A 22,300-nucleotide genomic window follows, 5' to 3' on the forward strand; every position below is an offset into this window, starting at 1 on the left:
AGATCGCTGATAATTCTTTTTTGTCAGCTCATATTTTGCTGATTCTAAACTTTTTTGCTGTTTTAAGTTTAAAATTCTGCTTTGAGATTCTGAGATACTTTGATTTGCTGCCAGTTTTTCTGGAGCAGAGGCGAAGCCTCGCCGAAAATCATTTAAACTTTATATTAATCTTCATTTTGATCGTCTTCTTCGTCTTCATATTGCTCAAGATAATAAGCAAAGGTGAACTCTTCATTTTCATCTTCAATATCTTCAAGCATAGTCAGTAAGTCCTCAAAAAGCTCAAGCTGATCAACACTCATATTCACAAATTCTAAATGCAAAGGCATTTCAAGTTCGCCTGTAATGACATCAGAAAGTGCATCAAGATTATCTCCGAAATATTCAGGAAGCTTTGCTTTTTCTTTAAGCTGAGTGTAAAAATCTTCGTAATCGCCGATTTCTGTAAAGTCGATATATGTTGTATTCATAGTTTACTTTTAATGGTGCAAATGTAGGAGTTTTCTTATGATTGTTAAAGAGCAACTCTTCGCAACGATTTTATTGTTTTTCAAAACTTTTATAATGATTTTTCGTTAAATAAACATCCCCATTTTTAGTAAAAACAATTCTGTCAGCATTTCTATTTCCGCAATTGTAATTCACATCGGCTTCAAAATAGTTTTCTCCCTTCGGAAGTTTTCCTTCACGGTTTCCGAAATAATCTCCACCGATGGCTTTTCCGGGCAGAACTTCACAAAGATTTGCCTGAGAAGGACTCCAACCCAGTTTTTTGGCTTCATTTTTTGTAATATAATAATCAGGGAGCTGATAATTTTGTTTTACGTAATTGATGACTGTCTTTTCATTGGTCAACTGATCGATTGATTTTTGATCATATTGTTTTTCAGACGTTTTGGAAATAGTCTCAGCTTGTTCCGGAGCTTTTTTATCATCAATAAAATGATTATACATATACATCACAGACATTCCAAGAATAAGTCCGAGGCAGGCGAAGGAAAGCGAACGGGTTTTAGAATTCATATTGTACGTCAATAGTTAATTTAACTTCGTTAGTGAATTGTCAATTTTAGCTTAAAAAATACAAATTGCAAAAATTCACAATCGACAATTCAACTGCGAAGCAAGATTCACTTTCAATCTCTCCATTCCTCCGGAATATCACAAACAGGAATAGGGTTAATCTTATGTTGAGCCGCTTTATGCATTCTGTCGAAAATCAAGAAGACTTCCTTGTCACGACCTTCATAATCTTCTGCGGTTTTTGTTCCGTATTCTTTCTGGATTTTCTCGAGTTCAGGATATGTAGCACCGATTTGTTGTTCGTCTGTTCTGTCTACATCCCAAAGTCCGTCTGTCGGAATTGCGTTTTTAATACTTTCAGGGAGATCCAAAACTCTTGCGATCTCGTAAACCTCAGTTTTATAAAGATCTGCGATCGGAGAAATGTCGACTCCGCCGTCGCCATATTTTGTATAGAAACCGATTCCGAAATCTTCTACTTTATTTCCCGTTCCGCAAACCAGAAGACCGTTGATTTGCCCGTAATAATATAAAGTCAGCATTCTGAGGCGTGATCTTGTATTGGCAAAAGCAAGTTTTTCATTCGGGAACTCATCATCTCTCACATCAAAAATATCATGTAAAGCCTCAAATGGCACATTAAGATCTACAGAGAATCCGTTAACATTTGTAAAATTATTTTTTAGAAAATGAATTTGTTCCTGTGCTCTTGAGATCTGATCTTTTTGTTGTCTGATCGGCATTTCGAGAACTAAAGTTTTCAAACCTGTCATAGCACAAAGCGTCGATACCACACCGGAATCAACACCACCCGAAACTCCAATGACATATCCTTTTACTCCTGCTTTTTGAGCATAATCTTTTAGCCAGCTTACAATATGATCTATTATTTGTTGTGTCTGCATTGTATATTTTTAATGTTTAAAATTTTCTTTTTTTAGCTCATACCAAAAACAAATTCCATCCGGCTCGGTAAATTCACCCTTATTTTCGAAACCGAGTTTTGTGAGAGTTTTATTGGAAGCGATATTTTCTGAATGCGCATTGGCATAAATTGCATCTGCGTTCAAATCATTAAAACCAAACTCAAGGGAAGCTTTTCCTGATTCAAAAGCATAACCTTTTCCCCATGTTTCCGGAAGAAATCGATAACCGAGATCATAAAAATTCTTATATCCGTTGATTTCTGCAATGTGCAGTTTTAAACCGCTCCAGCCAACAAGAAGTCCGCTTTCTTTTTCGATGGCAGCAAGTCTTCCAAAACCATTATCTTCATATTGCTGCATGATCATTTTCACCACTTCTTTCGACTCTTCAGCTTTTGTAAGTGGTGCTATTCCGATATATTTCATTACTTTAGGATCAGAATCAAGCAGAAAAAGACGTTCATAGTCCTCTTCCACAAACTTCCTTAGAATCAGTCTTTCGGTTTCAATATAGATATTCATGTGTGGTTTGTGTTTTTAAAGTTTTTAATATAACTTTCATAGCTACAAAAAAATCCTTTTTCAGTATAAGTTTATATTTATATCCTTATTTTTGTACACTTAAATTTCATGTAAAAATAATGAAGATTTTTAGAATTGCAGCACTTTCATGCTTTTTAGTTTTAAGTTTAAATTCTTGTAAAAAAGAAAAGGAAACAGATTGGAAAGTAGAAATAAAAAATCCGGCCGAAAAAGTAGAGCTTACCGATATTTCGAAAGAGTTTTATGATGTAAATGTTCCGTTAGAGCAGTTTAAGGCTAAATTTCCGTGGTTTCAGGGGACGGTTTCTGATGAAGATTTCGCAAAAAACAGAGTGAACCCGGATGAAGTGAAAATTTATAAAGAAGCAATTTCAAAAATTGATCACACGAAACTTAAAAAAGAACTCGAAGATCTGTTTACCCATATTAAATATTACTTTCCCAATTTTAAAACTCCAAAAGTATATTTGTTTTCATCTTCATTACAGATGGTTCAGGAACCACTTTTGTATGACGATAAAACCAATTTCCTTTTTATCGATATAAGCGGATTTATGGGAAACAATAATCCAAATTACAAAGGATTGGAAAGTTATTTTCAAAAATCGATGAACCCGAACAATATTGTTCCTAAAGTTTCTAAGCTTTTTGCTGAGCAGATTGTTCCTTTTTCTACAGATCATCAGAAATTTATTGATCTCTTGGTATACAACGGAAAAATGATGCTGTTGCAGGATGCTTTTCTACCGGAAACTCCGGATTACCTGAAAATGGATTACGATAAAAAGCAATACGATTGGGCGGTTGCAAACGAAGCCAATATTTATAATTATTTCGTTGAAAATAACTTGATTTTTGGAGACGATCACCGTTTGGTAGACCGTTTCATTAATCCGGGACCATTTTCAAAGTTTTATACTGAAATTGATAACGAATCTTCACCGATGGTTGGAGTTTTTACCGGATGGCAGATCTGCAAAGAATATTTTAAAAAGAATCCTGAAACCAAACTGACGGACTTCCTTAAAATGGACGCCACAGAAATTTTTAATAAAGCAGGATACAAACCGAAATTAGAAGAATAATAAAGCTGGATGTTTGATGATGGAAGCTGGAAGTTAGCCGAAGCTATTAAATATTGAGAATAAACAAAATAGAAAATAGAAAAATGAGAAAGACTCAGATAACGATAGATGTTGAGCTGGATGAAAATCATATCCCGGAAGTAATGACCTGGAATGCTCAGGATGGAGGAGTAGAAAAAGAAGAAACAAAAGCAGTAATGATCTCAGTGTGGGACGAAAAAGCAGCAGAAGCTTTAAGAATCGATCTTTGGACAAAAGATATGCCGGTAGATCAGATGAAAATGTTTATGCATCAGATTTTCGTGTCTATGGGAAATACGTATCAGCGTGCAACCGGCGAAGAAGATGTTGCCGAATGGATCGAACAGATGGCGGAAGAATTTGCGATTAAATCTGCAATAAAAATGTAAAATGCTGGATGCTGGAAGTTAGATGTTGGAAGTTTACAAAGACATCCAGCATCCATCATCCAGCTTCGAACCAAAAATATAAAACAATGAATTTCAATACAAAAGTGATACACGGCGGACAGCATCACGAATCTGCGACAGGTTCTGTAAACGTTCCGGTTTTTTTAACATCTACATTCGCACAAAAATCTCCGGGAGTACATTCCGGTTACGAATATTCAAGAGCTGCAAACCCTACAAGACAGGCTTTAGAAGACTCTTTGGCAAGCATCGAAAACGGAGCAAGAGGCTTAGCTTTCGGTTCTGGTTTGGCTGCGATCGACTGTGTTTTAAAACTATTAAATCCAGGTGATGAGGTTGTTTCAGTGGACGATTTATATGGTGGAACATACAGAATGTTTACCAGACTTTTTGAAAAATATCAGTTGAAATTTACGTTCGTGAATTTTGATGATGCTTCTAAAATTGCCGATGTCATTACAGATAAAACAAAATTAATCTGGGTGGAAACGCCAACGAATCCATTGATGAAATTGGTGGATATTAAGGCAGTCGTAGAAATTGCAAAAGGAAAGGATATTTTGGTGGCAGTAGACAATACATTTGCAACACCATATCTTCAAAGACCAATCGATTTGGGAGCGGATATTGTTATGCATTCTGCTACGAAATATTTGGGAGGTCACTCCGATGTTATTGCGGGAGCTTTGGTGGCAAAAGATGCTGAGTTAGGAGAAAAACTTCATTTCATTCAGTTTGCAAGCGGTGGAATTTTAGGATCTCACGATTCTTATCTGGTGTTGAGAGGTATTAAAACTTTGGCTTTAAGAGTTCAGAGACATTCAGAAAACGGAATGGCCGTGGCAAAATATCTTGAATCTCATCCTGCGGTTGCTCAGGTAATTTACCCTGGATTGGAATCTCACCCGCAATATGAACTGGCAAAATCTCAGATGAAAGATTTTGGAGGAATGGTTTCTTTCACGTTTAAATCAGGTAAAAAAGAGGATGCAATTAAGTTTTTAGAGAAAGTAAGAGTATTTACTTTAGCGGAATCTTTGGGTGGAGTAGAGTCTTTGGCCAATCATCCTGCTTTGATGACTCACGCTTCAATTCCTGCTGAGAAGCGTGCAGAATTAGGAATTACAGATGACCTTGTTCGTCTAAGTGTTGGAATCGAGGATGCAGAAGATTTAATAGCAGATTTGGAAAAAGCTTTTTCCTAATAATAAATTTAAGCATCCGTTTTTATAGCGGATGTTTATTTTTTAATTTAGCCTTAATGAAAAATACAAGAAAAGTAACAATTGAAGATTTAAATCAATTATCTGAATTATTTGACCAATACAGAATTTTTTACCATAAAGATTCCGATATTCCTGCAGCTGAACAATTTTTGAAAGAGAGAATAGAAAACAAAGATTCTGAAATTTTTGTGGCTGAAAAGGATGATGAATTAGTTGGTTTCGTTCAGTTATATCCGTTATTTTCTTCAACAAGAATGAAGCGTTACTGGTTGCTGAATGATTTATTTGTGAATGATAATTTTCGCGGAAAAGGTTTTTCAAAAGAATTAATTGAAGAAGCTAAAGAATTGGCAAAATCTACCGATGCTTGTGGAGTTCTTCTTGAAACCGGGAAATCCAATGATATTGGAAATAAGCTGTATCCTAGTTGTGGATTCGAAATTTATGATGAAGTAAATTTCTATGAGTGGACGAATAAAATTCAGTGAAATGTCAATCGTCAATTGTGAATTTTCTCACAATTATAATTTATAACTTATAACTAAAAACATGACTGATTTTCAAAAATACATCCAAAGATATTTAGATTTAATTCCATCAGAAAAATGGTTGGAAGAGCTGAAAAAATCTGAAGAAAAAACGGTTCAGATTTATTCTAATCTTACTGAAGAACAGTCTCTTTTTGCTTATGCGGAAGCAAAATGGACTTTGAAAGAATTGCTTTTGCATTTGTCTGATACCGAAAGGGTTTTTCAATACAGAATTTTGGCGATTGCAAGAGGAGAAGAAAAGAATTTGCCGGGTTTTGATGAAGAAAATTACGCAAAAAACTCTTTTGCCAATGAAAGAAGTTTAGAATCTTTATTAGAGGAATATCAATCAATTAGAAAATCTTCTCAAATTTTATTGGAAACTGTAAATTCTTCAGCTTTAAAAAATATTGGAATAGCCAACGGAAATCAAATCTCGCCCGAAACGATTGGAAAATTAATTGTTGGTCACAATATTCATCATTTGAATGTGATTGAAGAAAGATATTTACCGAATTTGTAATGTGATCAAATAAATATAAATTATTTTATCAATAGGAACGGGCTTTAGCCCGTTTTTTTATTAAAGTATTCAATTGGCTTTAGCCAAACCTAAAAAGAAATTTATATTTTTGACAAAACAACACAAATGTCTTTCATTAAGATTTATATTCATATCGTTTCTCAACGAGAAATAGAATACCTTTTCTAAATACTTCAGAATTAAGAATCAAAACTTGGAAACATATCAAAGAAAATGCTGTTGAAAAAGAAATTTATTTGGATATGGTCAATGGCTACACGGATCATTGTCACTGCTTAATTTCTTTAGGATCAAACCAAAATATTGAAAAGATTGTTCAATTATTAAAAGGAGAATCTTTTTATTGGATTAACAAAAATCAGCTAACAAAAGAAAAATTTGCTTGGCAAGATGAATATTTTGCAGTTTCGGTTTCTGAATCTATGGTTGAATCGGTGCGGAATTATATTAAAAATCAGGAAATTCATCATAAAAAGAAATCATTCACGGAAGAATATCAAGAATTTATTGATAAATATAATTTTAAAATGTAAGCTTTGGCTAAAGCCAAATGAATGCTTAATTTTGAAGGCGGGCTAAAGCCCGCCCCTATTGAATATGGAAAATATCATACAAATACTAAAATCCGGCGGAACAATACTTTACCCAACAGACACAATTTGGGGAATAGGTTGTGACGCAACAAACATAGACGCCATCAATAAAATTTTCGAGATCAAGAAACGCGAAAAAAACAAATCCATGATTATTTTGGTGGAAAATGAGAAACGATTACAGGATTTGGTTGACGTTCCGGAAATGGCTTGGGAAATAATCGATTTAAGCGAAAAACCGGTAACGATTGTTTATGAAAACCCGAGAGGCTTACCGAAAGAATTATTGGCAGATGACGGAAGTATAGGAATTCGTCTGGTGAAAAATGATTTTTGTAAAAAACTAATTACCAAATTGAATAAGCCTTTGGTTTCAACTTCCGCTAATTTCAGTGGCGAAAAAAGTCCCTTGAAATTTTCAAATATTTCTCAGGAAATGATTGATTTAGTGGATTATGCAGTGGAAGAAAACAGGGAAGTGGTTTCAAAATATTCTGGTTCTTCAGTCATTAAAATTTGGAGTGATAACAGAATAAAAGTTCTTCGAGAATAAAAGAAAAGATTTTAATTATCTTTGCAAACTATTCAACCATTAAGAAGTCGGAAATTTAATTTTAAACTTAAAAAATCTGATTTCTTAATGGTTTTACGTTAGTTATGCTTGAATTTACATCATGCATCTGACATCCAACATCTAATAATTAAAAAGAAATGTTCATTAATTTAAATCAAAATAAAAATCTAAAACTTTTCAAAATAATTTCTGAAGTAGCAGCCGGAAATAATCAGTCTGTGTACATTGTGGGCGGTTATGTTCGGGATTTGCTGATGAAAAGAAAAGCTTCTACGGATATTGATTTTGTGACTGAACAAAGCGGAATCGAACTTGCACAAAACGTAGGAAAAGAAATCGATCCCAAAATGAAGGTTTCGGTTTTTAAAACATACGGAACAGCCATGATCAGATACAAAGATCTTGAGCTGGAATTTGTGGGTGCTAGAAAAGAAAGTTATACAGAAGACAGCCGCAAACCGGAAGTGGAAGGAGGAACGATTGAAGATGACCAAAAAAGAAGAGATTTTACCATCAATGCAATGGCGATTTCTTTAAATAAAGACAATTTCGGAGAATTAATCGATCCTTTCAACGGAATTGATGATCTGGAAAAAGGAATTTTGAGAACACCTTTAGAACCGGCACAAACCTATTCCGACGATCCGTTGAGAATGATGAGAGCGGTTCGCTTTGCATCGACTTTAAATTTTAAGATTGAAGACAATTCATTGGAGGCGATTAAACAGGAATCCGAAAGAATCAAGATTGTTTCAATGGAAAGAATTATGGTTGAATTTAATAAAATCATGCTTTCTCAAAAACCCTCAATAGGTTTGAAATTAATGGAACAGACAGGATTGATGAAATTAATTATTCCTGAATTAATCGATCTGAAAGGTGTAGAAGAAGTAGAAGGACAAACGCATAAAGATAATTTTTACCATACTTTGGAAGTGGTGGATAATATTTCTGAAAATACTGATAATCTTTGGCTTCGCTGGTCTGCATTGCTTCACGACATCGGAAAAGCTCCGACAAAAAAATTCGTGGAAGGAACAGGCTGGACTTTCCATGGACATGAGTTTTTAGGTTCAAAAATGGTAAAGACATTGTTTCAAAGGTTGAAATTGCCATTGGGGTCGGATATGAAGTATGTTCAGAAAATGGTGAAGCTTTCTTCCCGCCCAATTGCTCTGATTACCGATGATGCTTCGGATTCTGCATTGAGAAGACTGCTTTTTGATGCCGGAGAAGATATGGAAGACCTGTTCACTCTTTGTAAAGCCGATATTACTACCAAAAACTCAAGGAAACAGGAGAAATTCAAGAAGAATTTCGAATATGTTGCGGTGAAAATAAAAGAAGTTGAAGAAAAAGACCAGGTAAGAAATTTTCAGCCGCCGATTTCAGGGGAAGAAATTATGCAGATGTTTAATTTAAAGCCGGGCAGAGAAATAGGAATTTTAAAGGAAAAAGTAAAAGAAGCTATTCTTGAAGGTGAGATTGGAAATGACAGTGAAGAAGCTAAAAAATTTGTGATCGCGGAAGCAGAAAAATTAGGTTTGACTTTAGCTTAAAACAAAATACATAACAAAAAATGCGGTTTCTTTTGAAACCGCATTTTTATTTTGGATAAAAAATTCTGAGATTAATAATTTTTATAAACCGAAGTCGCTCCTATCCCGGCTGTAAACTTGCTGATTACTGTTCCTGCGGTTGTATAAACTGTGATTTCGCTTGGTGCAGTAAACTTCTTCACATCAGATACAAAAATCCTTCCTTCAATAACGCTAAATCCGTAAACCGCAAAGTTGGGATCGGTTTCAGCCGTAGTGAAAAGAGGACTAGGAACAGTAGTGGAGTTCATATCCATTGAGTAGATTTTGTTTAAAGAGCTGAAATAATATCTTCCGCCGTCAACTTGTATATTTCTACCATTTGCGATACCTGTAAGCGTAGTCGTTTTTGTAATAGTTCCTGCAGGTGAAATTTGATAGATGTAAGAATCTGTAGCAGTTCCTGCAATTGTATAAACACTTCCGTTGGAAGAGATTGTTTTGCTGATATCCCCGTTAGGAACTGTAATAACCGTTCCGTCAATTGTGTTGCTTGTGGTATTGATTTTAGTAATAGTGTTACCAAATCCGTAAGAAGCATTTTGTACAAAGATTGTTCCACCGGCTTCCACAACATTTTCTACAGTGCTTGTTGATGCAAAATCAATTTTCTTTACGAAAGAATTATCAGATAATTTATAGACACCTACATATTTAGCACCTCCGTACTGATCGTTAGAAATATAAAGATTTCCGTTTGCTACAGCCATATAACGAGGATTGTTAATCTGCGCTGTAATTTCTCCCGTTTTTTTGAACGTTACTCGGTCTACAATTGTAATTTTATTTGAGTTGTTCAATAAAAGATAAGCTTTATCTCCATTGATAACCATTGTCTGAAGAACGTCTCCTAAATTTTCGTTATTTTTTACTTTATAGATTTCATTTTGCATCAGACTCAAATCTTTTGTAACAAAAGTAACATCTGCATTTGGTGTTTGAAATTTACCTTCATTGGTAATAAATAGTCCGTTGTTATACGTTATTTCCGGAATGATTTCTTCGTAATCTGACGTACAAGAAACCGAAAATAGAAGGACGAATCCGAAAATAATCTGTAATAGTCTGTTTAATTTCATAATATGATAATGTTAAAAATTTATTGTTGCATTGATACTGTAATTTCTTTTCGGAAGCGGATAATATTCTACCGTTTCATAGACCGTATTTGTAATATTGTTCACTTTAAAACCTAAAGTATATTTTTTTAAAACTGTAGCAGATATTCCCGCATTCATTACAAAATAAGGATAAATCGCATATTTTCTGCTTTCATCAGACGTGGTGTAAGTCAATCCGTTAAACATTCCCTGTGCAAAAACTCTCAAAAATTTGTACTGATAATCTATATTCGAAGAGAATTTATGCAATGGCACATACATCAGCTGTTTTTGAGTTTCCAAATCTACGGATTTTGTATAAACATATCCTGCAATAAGCTTTACAGAATGATTTTGATTGAAAGATTTTTCATAACTAAGCTGAGACTCCAAACCGTAAGACTCTACTTTTTCGGTATTAAAAGCTGCCCAATAACCCATTGCTGTCGGAAGCCAACGAATCATATTATCAATTTTAATATAATATGGAGTAAGGCTTAGTTTAAATCCAAAAACGCTAAATTCCTGATTCAAATCCGCCTGAGCCGAAGTTTCTGGTTTTAAATCTAAATTTCCTCCAGGTTCCCAGTACAAATCATTAAATGACGGGAATCTGAAGTTTTTTGATAGATTTAAATTAACCTGATACCAATTATTGGCTTTCCATTTTCCTGAAAAAGAGTAGAGAAGAGGCGAACTGATGTCTTCTATGAAATTCTGCTTGATTCCAGCCTCAAAACGAAGATTTGATGTTGCGAAATATCTTAATAAACCTGCAGCCGAACCCACATTTCTACTGGCATCTCTAAGCTCTGAAGTTCCCAACCCTTCTGCCTGGTTTTGCTGGAATTCTCCAATGACGTTGATATTCAGTTTAGGGATAATAAAATAATTGAAATCATTTTTAAAAATGTAATTCTTATTAATTCCCCCACTCGTAAAAGGCGCATTATAAACTCCGAAATACTGGAAATTATCTTCCGTATAAGCTGCTTTTAAACTGTTTGAAAATTTAGATTTATCGATGTCCCACGAAACAAGACTTCTGAAAGTCTGCGCTTCATAGCTTGTCCTATTTCCATTCTCTTCAAGAATTCTGTAGTTCTGTGTTGCATCATAAAACTGACTTTGCCAGGAAATTGTCTGGTTTTTTGCAATTTTATAAGCTGCACCTATATTGAATGTCGTATTGTAAAACTTACCGTTTCGGTTGATGTATTTTTTTTCAGGAACTTCATAATCATTTTCACTGATCGAATAATTTCCGGAAGCTTTAAAACTGAATTTATCGTTGCTGTAAGAGGCTTTCAGAAAATTATTATAAGTTCCGAACGAAGCAACTTCAGAATTGAATAATCCTTTAAAACCTTGATTAAAGCTCAGGTCATTATTCAAATGAATGCTTCCTCCAATCGCTCCGCTTCCGTAAATCACACTTCCTCCTCCGGCTTTTATTTCTACCTGATCATATCCGAAAAGTGCAATGTTGTTGATGTCGCCCTGTCCTAAAAACTGAGAATTAATGTTGATTCCGTTCCACACAAAAGCAGTGTGTTGCGCTGTTGTTCCTCTGAAAGATGGCGAAGAAACTGCTCCACGACCGTTTTCTTTAATATAAACTGACGACTGAAAACGCAGAACCTCAGAAAGATTGGATGAGTTTTTTTGTATATCTGCAGGAGACAAAGTATTCAGCGAATGAAAAAGTTTTACTTTTTTCATCTGATTGTCGAAAACATATACCGTATCGATGGTTTTTTCCTGACCAAAATACAAGGCAAAACAGGAAGAAACAGAAACTAAAATGAACGTTTTTTTTAAAATCATAACCTATTTGCCTTTCCTCCGAAAGCAATCATTTTATTAATAATTAAAATTCTGGCAGGTCTCCTGACTTTCGCTTTTCTACACCTTCCCGCTTTGGCAGTGGTTTTTTGTAGGAATTTTATATGCGATTTACAGTTGCGGGGACAGTTTGGGATTTCCACCCAATTCCCTCTTCGTTCCAATCTCCTGGAAACCAAAATTTTTGCAAATATAGTTTTTTTGAAAAGAAAGATTAAATTTTAGAGCCTGTTTAAAAATTAATAATGAGGAATTTTATGATTGATTTTCGCAAAGGCGCAAAAGTTGTTTAATTATAATATGTTTTTAAGACGCAAGGATTTTATCTTCGATAAAGTTAATCATCAGCATTATAAAAGAAAATCTTTGATTTTCTCTTTGCGCCTTAAAAACAGAGAACTTTTATCGAATCTTGCGTCTTTGCGTTTTTCTAAAACTTAAATAGGTTCATATTAAATTTAAAAATAAAATCTAAAATTCTCTATTTAAATTAAATTTTTTTAAAGCAAAATAATATGAAAATATTTTCAATCATCTGTTGTAATCGAGAAATCTGTGGTAAACTTCTACAAAAACGTCCCATCAAAATAAAACGGAAGCAAATCTTTAATCGAGCTCACTTTAATTACTTCATCATTTAAATTGGAGAAATACAATTCAATATTTTCATTTTGCTTTGTTTCGTATTCAATAATGCTTTGGCGACAAGCTCCACAAGGTGGAATCGGAGGATTTTTCTCTGAAAATTCTTTAGGTCCGCCTACCACAAAAATCTTTTTTATTTTTTCGTGAGGAAAATTGGCACCGATCCAGAATAAAGCAGTTCTTTCAGCACAAAGTCCGGAAGGAAAAGCGGCGTTTTCCTGATTGTTTCCTGTGAAAATTTCACCATTTTGTAAAAGAACGGCACATCCTACAAAAAAACTAGAATAAGGCGCATAAGCACTTTCTCTTGCCAGAATTGCTTTTTCAAAAAGGCTGTTTTCAACTTCATTAAGTTCATTCCTGCCTTTGAAATGTTCGTAATTGATCTTTATATCTTTTTTCATTTTTTCTGCGTAAAAAAGGGCATAAAAGTAAACTATTTTGGTGAAGCTGGCAATATCTTTGTTACGATAGTAAATTGTAATTTTAAACTTTAAAAAAATAAACTCAATGTTATATTCACCAATAAAATTCAGAAATGTAGAGCTGAAAAACCGTTGGGTAATGTCACCGATGTGTATGTACTCCTGCGAAAATGGTTTAGCCAATGATTTTCACTTTGTTCATTACGGAAGCCGTGCTCAAGGCGGAACCGGGCTTCTCATCGTAGAAGCAACGGGAGTAGAGCCCAAAGGAAGAATTACCAATCACTGCATGGGAATCTGGAATGACGAACAGGCAGAAAAACTGCAGAAAATTGTTGAATTTGTTCACCAGAATTCGGAAAGCAGAATAGGAATTCAATTGGCTCATGCAGGAAGAAAAGGGTCTACCTGGGAAAATAAACAAATATCTTTGGAAGAAGGCTGGGAAACTTTAGCGCCGAGCCCTATTCCTTATCATCCTTCCGAAAGAATTCCACATGAACTGACGGTAGAAGAAATTAGAGAACAGGTTCAGAATTTTAAGAATGCTGCAAGAAGAGCGGTAAAAGCAGGTTTTGATGTGATTGAAATTCATGCAGCTCATGGTTATCTCGTGCATCAGTTTTTGTCACCACTTTCCAATGTAAGAACAGACGAATACGGTGGAAGTTTTGAGAATAGAATTAAATTTTTAATTGAAATCGTAGATGCGGTAAATGAAGAACTGAACGAGAATGTTGCTTTATTTGTAAGAATTTCCGGAACGGAATATGCCGAAAACGGTTGGGATATTAATGAAAGTGTAGAACTTGCAAAAATTTTGAAAAATCATCAAGTTGATTTGGTAGATGTTTCCAGTGGCGGAAATATTCACGGAGCAAAGATTTCTGTTTTTGATGGTTATCAGGTTCCTTTCTCATCTGCAGTAAAAAATCAGGCGAACGTAAAAACAGGAGCTGTCGGTTTAATAAAAAGTAATAATCAGGCAGAAGAAATTTTACAGAATGGTGAAGCTGATCTGATATTTGTAGCAAGAGAAATTTTAAGAAATCCTTATCTGGCGGTACAGGGATCATTTGAGATGAACGAGGAATGTTTTTTTCCACATCAGTACCTGAGAGCGAAAATTTCTTCTTAATTTTAGGCTGATTTAAAAAAAGCAACAATGCAGATAGAAGATTTCATGCTTCCTTGTCCCAGTAAAAAGTTTTTGGGAATAGAATGTTTCGGCTGCGGAACCCAGAGAGCTATCGTTCTGGTATTTGAAGGGAAATTCGCTGAGGCTTTTCATATGTTCCCGGCGGTGTACACATTATTGCTGTTTTTTTGCTTTGTAGGACTCAATTTTATCGATAAAAAAAGAAATTATGGTCAGATTATGATTTTTTTAGCAATAATTAATTCACTGATTATGGTTTTTTCTTATTTTTATAAACATTTTTTCGCAATATAAACTAAACATTAAAAAAATAAATTATGAATCAACAAAAGTTACCTAATGCTACGGCGGTACTTGTTTTAGGAATTGTTTCAATCGTCGGATGCTGTTGTTACGGTATTTTAGGAGTAATTGCAGGGATTATCGGGCTTGTACTTTATAAGAAAGACAACCAGCTATACCAAAGCAATCCTACATTATATTCAGATTACAACAACCTGAATACAGGTAGAATTCTTTGTATCATCGGTTTGGTGATCAGTGTTCTTTATCTTATTCTGAATGTTGTATTGATTGCCGTTTTCGGTTGGGATACACTTTCAGACCAACAACTGATGCAGGAGCGTATGAGAGAATTGATGGGACAGTAAAATTTAAATTTACTATAATTAAAGATCGCAGAAATGCGGTCTTTTTTTGTGCGTGAATAAATATAAGTATTCGGATCGTAGAATTACGACAATAAATCGTAGAATTACTACAAATTTTCAAATTTTGTAATTAAAATGAAAAATATGATTGAAGGTGTTTTATCTTTGAGTTATTAAATCAAACAAAATATTAACGAATTAAAATTTACGTATCATGGCAGCAAACTCAAGAGGAATTTTAAAATTCAACGGCGGCGAAGGACAGAAATTATTAAAGCTGAACTACAGCGTTTCAAGATCTACGGATGTTTCGGGACGTGTAGCTTCAGATCCTTCCAATGCAATCATTAAATTAACGGTTGAGGCAACAGAAAAATCTGACATCCTTGAATCACTACTAAACGGAAAATACAAGCCTACAACAGGTGAAGTGACGTTCAACAAATCTCACGAAGAAGGAACACTGATTACTCTGAACTGGGAAAACGGTTACGTAATCCAGCACGAAGTAGATTTCGATGCGGTAGACGAAAACTCAATGCTGATCAGCTTTGTGGTGAGTGCTGAGAAAATCAACTACGGAGGTGGAGCTTACGAAGGACTTTGGCCATCAAGCTAAATCTTTAGCATCATAAAGGTTTATAAGAGATTCATGAGACTGTCTGAAAAAGACGGTCTTTTTGCCTTCAATATGAAGAAAAACATTATTTAAAGCATAAAACAATTTTAAAAGGAATAACTTCCTGACTGGATAAAATTTAATAACTTTAAGCCACCCAATAATCACAACAATATGAATACCTCAGCAAAAAACGGAGGTTCCACATTCCGACCATCGCAGAATGCAGCAGGAATCTCAGAAAATCATCATACCGGTATCAACCGTCTTGTAAAATTATCTTTGGTCATCGAAGGTAAAGTGATTAAATATTACAAGCATTTCAAACTAACGCAAAGTGCGAGAAAACATCACGAATTTACGCTGACTTTGGCTCACGATACTTTAGGCGACCGTCAAAACCATACTTTGGAAGAAGCGAACAAGTTTTTAGGCAAAAGATTAACGGCCGTTATTTCCTATAAAGATGTTGAAAACAGTCCTGAACGAACTTTCGTCGGAGTGATTACGGGAGTTGGTTTCAGCCAGGAAAGAATGAGTCTTGGGAATATTGTGTTGACAGGTTTCAGTCCGACTATTTTGCTGGACGGCGCACCGCATATTCAGAGTTTTGGTGGAAATCAGGCGGTGAACATGGGAATTATAGCCGAAGAAGTGATTAAACAGGGTCTAGACAAAAGTCGTTTTGATATAAGAATTGATACGAATGATTATTCTCAGATCATTTACAGCAGTCAGTACGACGAAACGCATTATAATTATCTGGCAAGAATGGCAGAAGCTTATGGTGAGCAGTTTTATTATGACGGTGAAGTTCTTCACTTTGGGAAACTTCCGCCACAGAATACACCGATCAAGCTGGTTTACGGAAGCAGTGCAAACGATATTAAAGTAGAATTGAAAGCGGTTCATACAAAACCACAATTTTACGGCTACAACAGCAATAGAAATGAAGTTCTGAAATCGGGAGCAACCCCGATTCAGCACGTCGGAGATCTGGCAAAAACGGCTTACGATCATAACGATAAGATTTACAAAACTCCTTCATTAAGAGTGGCTCCCATAAAAGCGACCACACATCTTGATGTGGAATATTCACAAAAAAGCACGGCGGGAAGTGAAGCGGTGAATGTTTTTAATCTTTCGGGCTCTACAACGGTTCCGTTTTTACATCCGGGATGTCTTGTTGATGTTGAGATGCGAAAAGTTGATACGAATGAAACATCTTATTTCACGAGAATCATGGTGACAGAAACCACACATGAGATCGATACCATCGGTCATTACAGCGGAAGTTTTGAGGGTATCGCCTCCGATACAGGATTTTTACCTAAACCGGAATTCACCGTTCCAATTGCTCAACCGCAAATTGCGACGGTTATTTCCAACACCGATCCTGAAGGACAGGGAAGAGTTCAGGTAAGATTCGACTGGCAAACAAATGACACCACGCATTTCATCCGAATGATGAGTCCCGATGCGGGAGGGACGGATCAGATCACTCAGAACAGAGGTTATGTAGCAATACCTGAAGTCGGAGATCAGGTGATGGTGAATTTTGTCCATAATCATCCGGACCGACCGTTTGTGATGGGTGGAATGTTTCATGGGGGAACGGCATTGGGAGGATTTGCAGACAATAGAGTAAAATCTATCATGACAAGAAGTGGTCATAAGGTGGTCTTTACTGAAGATGAAAGCATCATTATTACAGATAAATCAGGCAATGAAATTCATTTGGATACGACTGGAAGTAATATTACCATTACAGCACCAGAAACAATGACACTGAACTGTAAGAATATGAATATTAATGTAGGTGAAAATATGACGACTTCTGTTGGATTGAACAAATCGGACACTATTGGAATGAATAATACCCAAAGTGTCGGCGCAATGAAAATGACGTCCGTGTTGGGAGATACAAGTATGTTTATTACCGGAAAATTGACGGAAATGATTGAAGGGGATGTGCATAGTGAAACGACTAAAGGCAAAACTATTGTAAATAGCGAAGGCGGTATAGAGACATCAAGCAACGGTAAGATTGTAAAAAACGCTCAAAGTAATATTGAAAATAAAAGCGGAGAAAAAGGTCAGAATTTTTAATTTGAAACTTTATGAGCAGAATACGAATTGTAAAAGGGAAAATATTCGAAAGCACAGGAGAAGATTTCAGTTATTATTCTGAAACGACTATTCGTGAGAGTTCTGCAGAATATCATTCTGAGAAAAGTGAAACTGTTATTAAAAAAGATGGAAATCCTGCTTCTCCTCCAGTAGCTGAAATAAATATACTCGCTGATGCAATTGTGCATTTTCGTCCCAAAAAAAATTGGAAAGGTAATGATTACGGACTTGACTGGATGCGAATTAAAGATACCGGCTTGTTTGGAGATAAAAAAAAATATTCTGATGTAGCGGGAACATATGACAAATATCCCTCAAGTAACCCTTCTGCAATATTTACAAAATCGTCTACCTTATATAACAATCTCAAAAAAGAATATAGTAATCCTGTATATAAAATCCCATGGATATTGGAAGATAAAAAGGCAATAGATTATTTTGCTTCATGGCTTTGTGTGGAAAAAAATAAGGAAATAAAACTCTCTTTAAAAATTCATATAAAAGATAAAAAAAATCTTCCGAAAGAATTGTTGATAGCATATGATAAGACTGTTTGTGAAATTTCAAGTTCACAAGGAAAAGGTGCTGAAAACGAAAAATTAGATCCTGCCAAAAATATACACTATGCTAAAATCCTTATAAAAAATAAAGAAGAATATAAATTGGAAGATGAAATAACTTTAAAAGTTTTATCAGATATTACTGCTACGCAAACTTTGAAAGTTTTATGCGATGAAAAAGAATCGGGTTTTCTGAAATTGTATTCCAACAAGGTTAAAAAATTAGATGTAGTTTGTGTTAAAGTTAAAACCAAAAATGGACTAGGAGTTATAAAAGGAAAAACAGAATTAGAAAATTATTTGAAGCAATCCTTGATTAAAATAAATTTAATGGAAGAAATTTTAGATATTGCTAAAAATGATGATGGAACACCAAATACAGATTTATCTCTTCCTACAATTAGCAACGGAACCGGTCTTAATGTATCCGGAAATATAAATGGCAAATCATTGTATGATTATTTAGACGAAAAATTGAAACAGATATTCTCTAATTTAGGTACAGATGGTAAACCGGATGGAACAGGAAAATATGATAAATATTTAAGACTTTATTTTTTTACCGAAACCGCTTATCTGGTTAGCGGGAGTATTACTTTAGGAGTTGGAGGTATTGGAACCCCGATTGGAGGAGGAAGAGGTGCAATGTTTTCTGGCATAACAGATGCGGATGTAGCTCATGAAGCAATGCATGCTATTGCTTTGGGGCACGCCTTTGGTACAAATTCAAATATTAACACGATCACACCCTATTTGTTTGAATATAAAAAGACAGAAAATGTTATGGATTATGCCCATTTAGATGGCAATGACAAATATTCTACATGGAAATGGCAATGGGATAAACTACGAAATTTTAATTTGCTCACAGAATGAAAAAAATATTTTTTTATTTAATCGTAATAGTTTTTTACCAATGCCAAGCGCAAAAAAAAACAACTCATACAAATAGTCCTATGAATATTATAGATTCTTCTTTTGAAAAACTAAATATTAATAATTCAACCTTATTAAAAACAAAAAAAAGGTATGGAACAACAGAGCCTCCTAAATATATTGTTAATCTAAATGAAACTTTACAAAGCGGAGCTTTGATTGAAACATATGGTTTATTGGACTCATACTACGATCAATGGATTACTCCCTCGCAAGGATGGTTTAAATATTATAAAGAATTTTATAGCGATGGTAATATTAAATTAAAAAGGATATATAATAAAACTTCTGACGGCAATTATGGGTTCTTGTATGAATTTGATAAGCAGGGCAAACTTGTGAAAACCACGAATTTTGAAAAAGACTGGAAAACTTTTTTTACAGGAATTACAGGAATTGCAAATAAAAACGCAAAAAAATTTAATTATAAAGTAGATACTTCAGACGATGGAGTAATCACTTCCAAAGATAACCAACAATGGGATAAAGAATATGTGAAAATATGGAGGAAAGATCAAGGAGGTAAAAAACTTTGGTTTATTGGATTCAATAAAGGGCACTATGAGAATTCAGATGATAAAAAAGTAGAAAGAGTAGTAATTGTAATAGATGATGTAACCGGCAAAGAAATAAAGAAACTCCATTATTTTGACTGGTATAACCGAAATTTTAAAGAGTTGGATGAAAATTAAATCACTTTTTTAATGCTTTTGTGTCTTTTCTTAATATCGTGTAAAATAACATATGTAAAAAATGATATAATCGGTCTTTTGGTTGAAACTGAGAATTCTATTCCAAAAAATGATACATGGAGGATAAATTCTATCAATAAGAAAGAAATAATAATTTAATTCGGAAGGCTAGTTGGGTTGCTACCTTATTTGAGCCAAAATAATTATGTTCCAAAACAGATGTAAATAGTGAAGGCGGTATAGACATTGAGTAATGGCAAGATTGTAAAAAACGTTCAAAGTAATATTGAAAATAAAAGCGGAGAAAGATCAGAATTTTTAATTTGAAACTTTATGAGCAGAATACGAATTGTAAAAGGGAAAATATTCGAAAGCACAGGAGAAGATCTCAATTATTATTCTGAAACGAATATTAGTGAGAATTCTGCAGAATATCATTCTGAGAAAAGCGAAACTGTTATTAAAAAAGATGGAAATCCTGGAAAACCACCAGCTTCACCTACTTTATCAAAATGTGCAGTATTCTTTAGACCAACAAAAAATTGGAAAGGAGAATTCGGATTCGATTGGGTAAGAGTTGCAGACACTAAATTGGAAACCGACATCTCTTATAATGGAATAATTGGTAATTACGGCAAAGTTTACGCTACAAATACAAATGATCCGAAGAATCTTCCAAAATTTACTCCCGATACCAAAAAATATAATGGTATTCTAACCGAATATAATAATTTCGGCGTTTATAAAGGTAAATATTATGTTCCTAATATGACATTAATAGCCGGTGAAACAGCTGTATTAGATGCAATTGTTCACATTGAAGAAAAACCGGATAAATTACATTATGCTTATAATACTGATGTTTTTGAAATTATTATTTTAAAACAGTTTACAGTAGCGAAGGGTACTAACTTTGATGAAAGCTCGGTAAGTATAAAATGCAAAAAAATATTCACTTCGCCGGAAACGATTAGAATTATTGCTACAAAAAATAAATTGATGCAAAAAGTTGGAGAAATTAAAGTTTTACCTAATAACAAAATAAAAAATGTAAATATTATAATGATTCCTGTTACGGTAAAAAAAATGAATTCAACAGGATCAGTTAAAGGAAACGAAAAAGTTATTACACAAAATGCCTTTAATCAGTCTTATATTAAAGCAAATATTTTAGAAAAAACGAAGCCTATCATTGCTGATGGCTTTTTATTCAATCTGTTTTTTACAACAAAAGATAAAAATGGAAACATTGTAACGGATATTTCAAATTGGCGTTCTATTCATTCAACGCTGGATAAAATCTTTTTTGAAGATAAAAAAAATGAAATATATAAGAGCTATTACAGAGTATATATGCTTCCTACTTCATTGAATTTAAATGGTATCGCAGAAGATGTGGGTAATGTAAAAACAGTGGTGGCATTTCAAAATCGGAATGATTCGAGTACTGCTCATGAAATACTTCATGCAATGGGGCTTTATCATACTTTTGATAATAATTCTCCCTATACTTTTAAATTGTATAATACAGATAATATCATGGATTATACGCACCAGACAAGAAATCCTAAAACAAATAAGATGAAAAGCAGATTTTCTACTAATAAGTTTCAATGGAAAAAAATAAATGAAGGCATCAAATGAAAAAAATAATCACTTACATAGCGCTAACTATGATGGTATGTTCCTGTAATGGTCAGGAAAAAGAAAAAATCAGTTATCCAAAAGAGAAAGTTATGAACACAGAAAAATTCGATATAAAAAGGTTTGAAAACTACCCGGATGTAGTCAGTATGGAAGACGAAAAAAAACTTCCTGCAAAAAAAGATACATTATCAGACGGAACGATTATAGAATATTCACTTTGGGATAATAATGAAGATGGCAATAAAACCTATTATACAAAAATAGTTACTCCACCACCACCTGCTCTTTTTAAAAAAGTAAAAGACTTTTACCCGTCGGGTACAATTCAGAAAGAAACTGAGACTTTTGTAGGTCAAGTTGACATCGAGCCTTTTTATGGCAGCTTTATTACTAAAGATTATGATAAAAATGGTTATCTTCTAAAAACTACTGATCGTTCTGATTTTGATAAAGATTTAAAAATTAGATTTAATGATTTGTTGAGGATTTTAAAAACCGAACAGATGATTACGGATAATTTTATCACAAAAAACAAAGAAAATATAGGAATAGGTTTATTTCACGATCAGGAAAATACACAGCTTACTTCAGAAAAAATTATTGATAATCTTAAATCTGAAGACTGTAACGGGAAAATACTCAATGCTAACAGTGATTTTGAACGAAAAAATATAAAAGTTTCATTGAATAAAAATATTTGGATGGTCACCAAAGATATGTATCCACAAGGATATTGGGATTATAAAATTGATGGGAACACCGGAAAAATTATTGATGTTAACTACAGGCAAGAAAACAGGCCATAATTTTTAGACTGAA

General features: G+C 34.1%; 24 protein-coding genes and 1 riboswitch. Of the genes, 17 read left to right on the forward strand and 7 right to left on the reverse strand.

The window, feature by feature from the left end; all coding sequences use genetic code 11:
- Positions 1–164: 164 nt before the first annotated feature.
- The 4 genes from BA768_RS14325 to BA768_RS14340 all read right to left on the reverse strand — a co-directional run bounded on the left by BA768_RS14325 (position 165) and on the right by BA768_RS14340 (position 2,471).
- Positions 165–470, reverse strand: a complete 306-nt coding sequence (locus BA768_RS14325) for a barstar family protein (RefSeq protein WP_034674652.1) — start codon at positions 468–470, stop codon at positions 165–167.
- Positions 471–540: 70 nt separating this feature from the next.
- A complete protein-coding gene (locus BA768_RS14330; RefSeq protein ID WP_065721321.1) occupies positions 541–1,023 on the reverse strand; it encodes a ribonuclease domain-containing protein in 483 nt (160 codons plus the stop codon).
- 113 nt (positions 1,024–1,136) lie between these two features.
- A complete protein-coding gene (gene nadE / locus BA768_RS14335; RefSeq protein ID WP_065721322.1) occupies positions 1,137–1,928 on the reverse strand; it encodes an NAD(+) synthase in 792 nt (263 codons plus the stop codon).
- Positions 1,929–1,937: 9 nt separating this feature from the next.
- Positions 1,938–2,471 (reverse strand): GNAT family N-acetyltransferase, encoded by a 534-nt coding sequence (locus tag BA768_RS14340; protein WP_065721323.1) that lies wholly within the window; start codon positions 2,469–2,471, stop codon positions 1,938–1,940.
- Between the two features lie 119 nt (positions 2,472–2,590).
- On the opposite strand from BA768_RS14340, the gene BA768_RS14345 reads away from it, so the two are divergent.
- The 8 genes from BA768_RS14345 to BA768_RS14380 all read left to right on the forward strand — a co-directional run bounded on the left by BA768_RS14345 (position 2,591) and on the right by BA768_RS14380 (position 9,034).
- Positions 2,591–3,577 carry a gliding motility protein GldB gene (locus BA768_RS14345; RefSeq protein ID WP_065721324.1) on the forward strand — a complete coding sequence of 329 codons (987 nt, stop codon included), beginning with the start codon at positions 2,591–2,593 and terminating at the stop codon, positions 3,575–3,577.
- 83 nt (positions 3,578–3,660) lie between these two features.
- Entirely contained in the window at positions 3,661–3,987 is a 327-nt protein-coding gene (gene gldC / locus BA768_RS14350; RefSeq protein ID WP_034674660.1) for a gliding motility protein GldC, read from the forward strand.
- 8 nt (positions 3,988–3,995) lie between these two features.
- Complete coding sequence (locus tag BA768_RS14355; RefSeq protein WP_228388437.1) at positions 3,996–5,213, forward strand: cystathionine gamma-synthase; 1,218 nt, start codon at positions 3,996–3,998, stop codon at positions 5,211–5,213.
- Between the two features lie 56 nt (positions 5,214–5,269).
- Complete coding sequence (locus BA768_RS14360; RefSeq protein ID WP_034674662.1) at positions 5,270–5,722, forward strand: GNAT family N-acetyltransferase; 453 nt, start codon at positions 5,270–5,272, stop codon at positions 5,720–5,722.
- Positions 5,723–5,783: 61 nt separating this feature from the next.
- Positions 5,784–6,287 carry a DinB family protein gene (locus BA768_RS14365; RefSeq protein ID WP_065721325.1) on the forward strand — a complete coding sequence of 168 codons (504 nt, stop codon included), beginning with the start codon at positions 5,784–5,786 and terminating at the stop codon, positions 6,285–6,287.
- A 206-nt stretch (positions 6,288–6,493) separates the two neighbouring features.
- The gene (locus tag BA768_RS14370) at positions 6,494–6,841 is read left to right on the forward strand and encodes a transposase (protein WP_262484175.1); all 348 of its coding nucleotides are present in this window, start codon (positions 6,494–6,496) and stop codon (positions 6,839–6,841) included.
- A gap of 64 nt (positions 6,842–6,905) precedes the next feature.
- Positions 6,906–7,454 (forward strand): L-threonylcarbamoyladenylate synthase, encoded by a 549-nt coding sequence (locus tag BA768_RS14375; protein WP_065721326.1) that lies wholly within the window; start codon positions 6,906–6,908, stop codon positions 7,452–7,454.
- Positions 7,455–7,612: 158 nt separating this feature from the next.
- Positions 7,613–9,034, forward strand: a complete 1,422-nt coding sequence (locus tag BA768_RS14380; protein ID WP_065721327.1) for a CCA tRNA nucleotidyltransferase — start codon at positions 7,613–7,615, stop codon at positions 9,032–9,034.
- Between the two features lie 71 nt (positions 9,035–9,105).
- Here the strand turns inward: BA768_RS14380 and BA768_RS14385 are convergent, their stop codons facing one another.
- The 3 genes from BA768_RS14385 to BA768_RS14395 form a co-directional block, all read right to left on the reverse strand.
- On the reverse strand, positions 9,106–10,152 hold the full coding sequence (locus BA768_RS14385) for a YncE family protein (RefSeq protein ID WP_065721328.1): 1,047 nt from the start codon (positions 10,150–10,152) through the stop codon (positions 9,106–9,108).
- Positions 10,153–10,164: 12 nt separating this feature from the next.
- Positions 10,165–12,000 carry a TonB-dependent receptor plug domain-containing protein gene (locus BA768_RS14390; protein ID WP_065721329.1) on the reverse strand — a complete coding sequence of 612 codons (1,836 nt, stop codon included), beginning with the start codon at positions 11,998–12,000 and terminating at the stop codon, positions 10,165–10,167.
- A gap of 35 nt (positions 12,001–12,035) precedes the next feature.
- A riboswitch (cobalamin riboswitch) is annotated at positions 12,036–12,213 on the reverse strand.
- Between the two features lie 371 nt (positions 12,214–12,584).
- Positions 12,585–13,067, reverse strand: a complete 483-nt coding sequence (locus BA768_RS14395) for a cytidine deaminase (RefSeq protein ID WP_065721330.1) — start codon at positions 13,065–13,067, stop codon at positions 12,585–12,587.
- Positions 13,068–13,173: 106 nt separating this feature from the next.
- Here BA768_RS14395 and namA point away from each other — a divergent pair, with 106 nt between their 5' ends.
- From namA to BA768_RS14440, 9 genes are all read left to right on the forward strand, one after another.
- Positions 13,174–14,226 carry an NADPH dehydrogenase NamA gene (namA, locus tag BA768_RS14400; protein ID WP_034674679.1) on the forward strand — a complete coding sequence of 351 codons (1,053 nt, stop codon included), beginning with the start codon at positions 13,174–13,176 and terminating at the stop codon, positions 14,224–14,226.
- 27 nt (positions 14,227–14,253) lie between these two features.
- Positions 14,254–14,541: a DUF2752 domain-containing protein gene (locus tag BA768_RS14405; RefSeq protein ID WP_034674681.1), complete on the forward strand. Its 288-nt coding sequence runs from the start codon at positions 14,254–14,256 to the stop codon at positions 14,539–14,541.
- Positions 14,542–14,564: 23 nt separating this feature from the next.
- Positions 14,565–14,897 (forward strand): CCC motif membrane protein, encoded by a 333-nt coding sequence (locus BA768_RS14410; RefSeq protein WP_034674684.1) that lies wholly within the window; start codon positions 14,565–14,567, stop codon positions 14,895–14,897.
- 214 nt (positions 14,898–15,111) lie between these two features.
- Positions 15,112–15,516, forward strand: coding sequence for a type VI secretion system tube protein TssD (tssD, locus tag BA768_RS14415; protein WP_034674687.1), 405 nt, complete (start codon positions 15,112–15,114; stop codon positions 15,514–15,516).
- Positions 15,517–15,690: 174 nt separating this feature from the next.
- Positions 15,691–17,625: a type VI secretion system Vgr family protein gene (locus BA768_RS14420; RefSeq protein WP_065721331.1), complete on the forward strand. Its 1,935-nt coding sequence runs from the start codon at positions 15,691–15,693 to the stop codon at positions 17,623–17,625.
- Positions 17,626–17,636: 11 nt separating this feature from the next.
- Positions 17,637–19,082, forward strand: coding sequence for a hypothetical protein (locus BA768_RS14425; protein WP_034674693.1), 1,446 nt, complete (start codon positions 17,637–17,639; stop codon positions 19,080–19,082).
- The gene (locus BA768_RS14430; RefSeq protein ID WP_034674697.1) at positions 19,079–19,834 is read left to right on the forward strand and encodes a hypothetical protein; all 756 of its coding nucleotides are present in this window, start codon (positions 19,079–19,081) and stop codon (positions 19,832–19,834) included. The genes BA768_RS14425 and BA768_RS14430 overlap by 4 nt, the downstream gene beginning before the upstream one ends.
- Positions 19,835–20,167: 333 nt before the next feature.
- Positions 20,168–21,478, forward strand: coding sequence for a hypothetical protein (locus BA768_RS14435; RefSeq protein ID WP_034674700.1), 1,311 nt, complete (start codon positions 20,168–20,170; stop codon positions 21,476–21,478).
- Positions 21,479–21,570: 92 nt separating this feature from the next.
- Complete coding sequence (locus BA768_RS14440) at positions 21,571–22,287, forward strand: hypothetical protein (RefSeq protein WP_123947124.1); 717 nt, start codon at positions 21,571–21,573, stop codon at positions 22,285–22,287.
- The last annotated feature ends 13 nt before the right edge of the window (positions 22,288–22,300 follow it).

The organism is Chryseobacterium sp. CBo1, assembly GCF_001693475.1.
Classification (GTDB): domain Bacteria; phylum Bacteroidota; class Bacteroidia; order Flavobacteriales; family Weeksellaceae; genus Chryseobacterium; species Chryseobacterium formosense.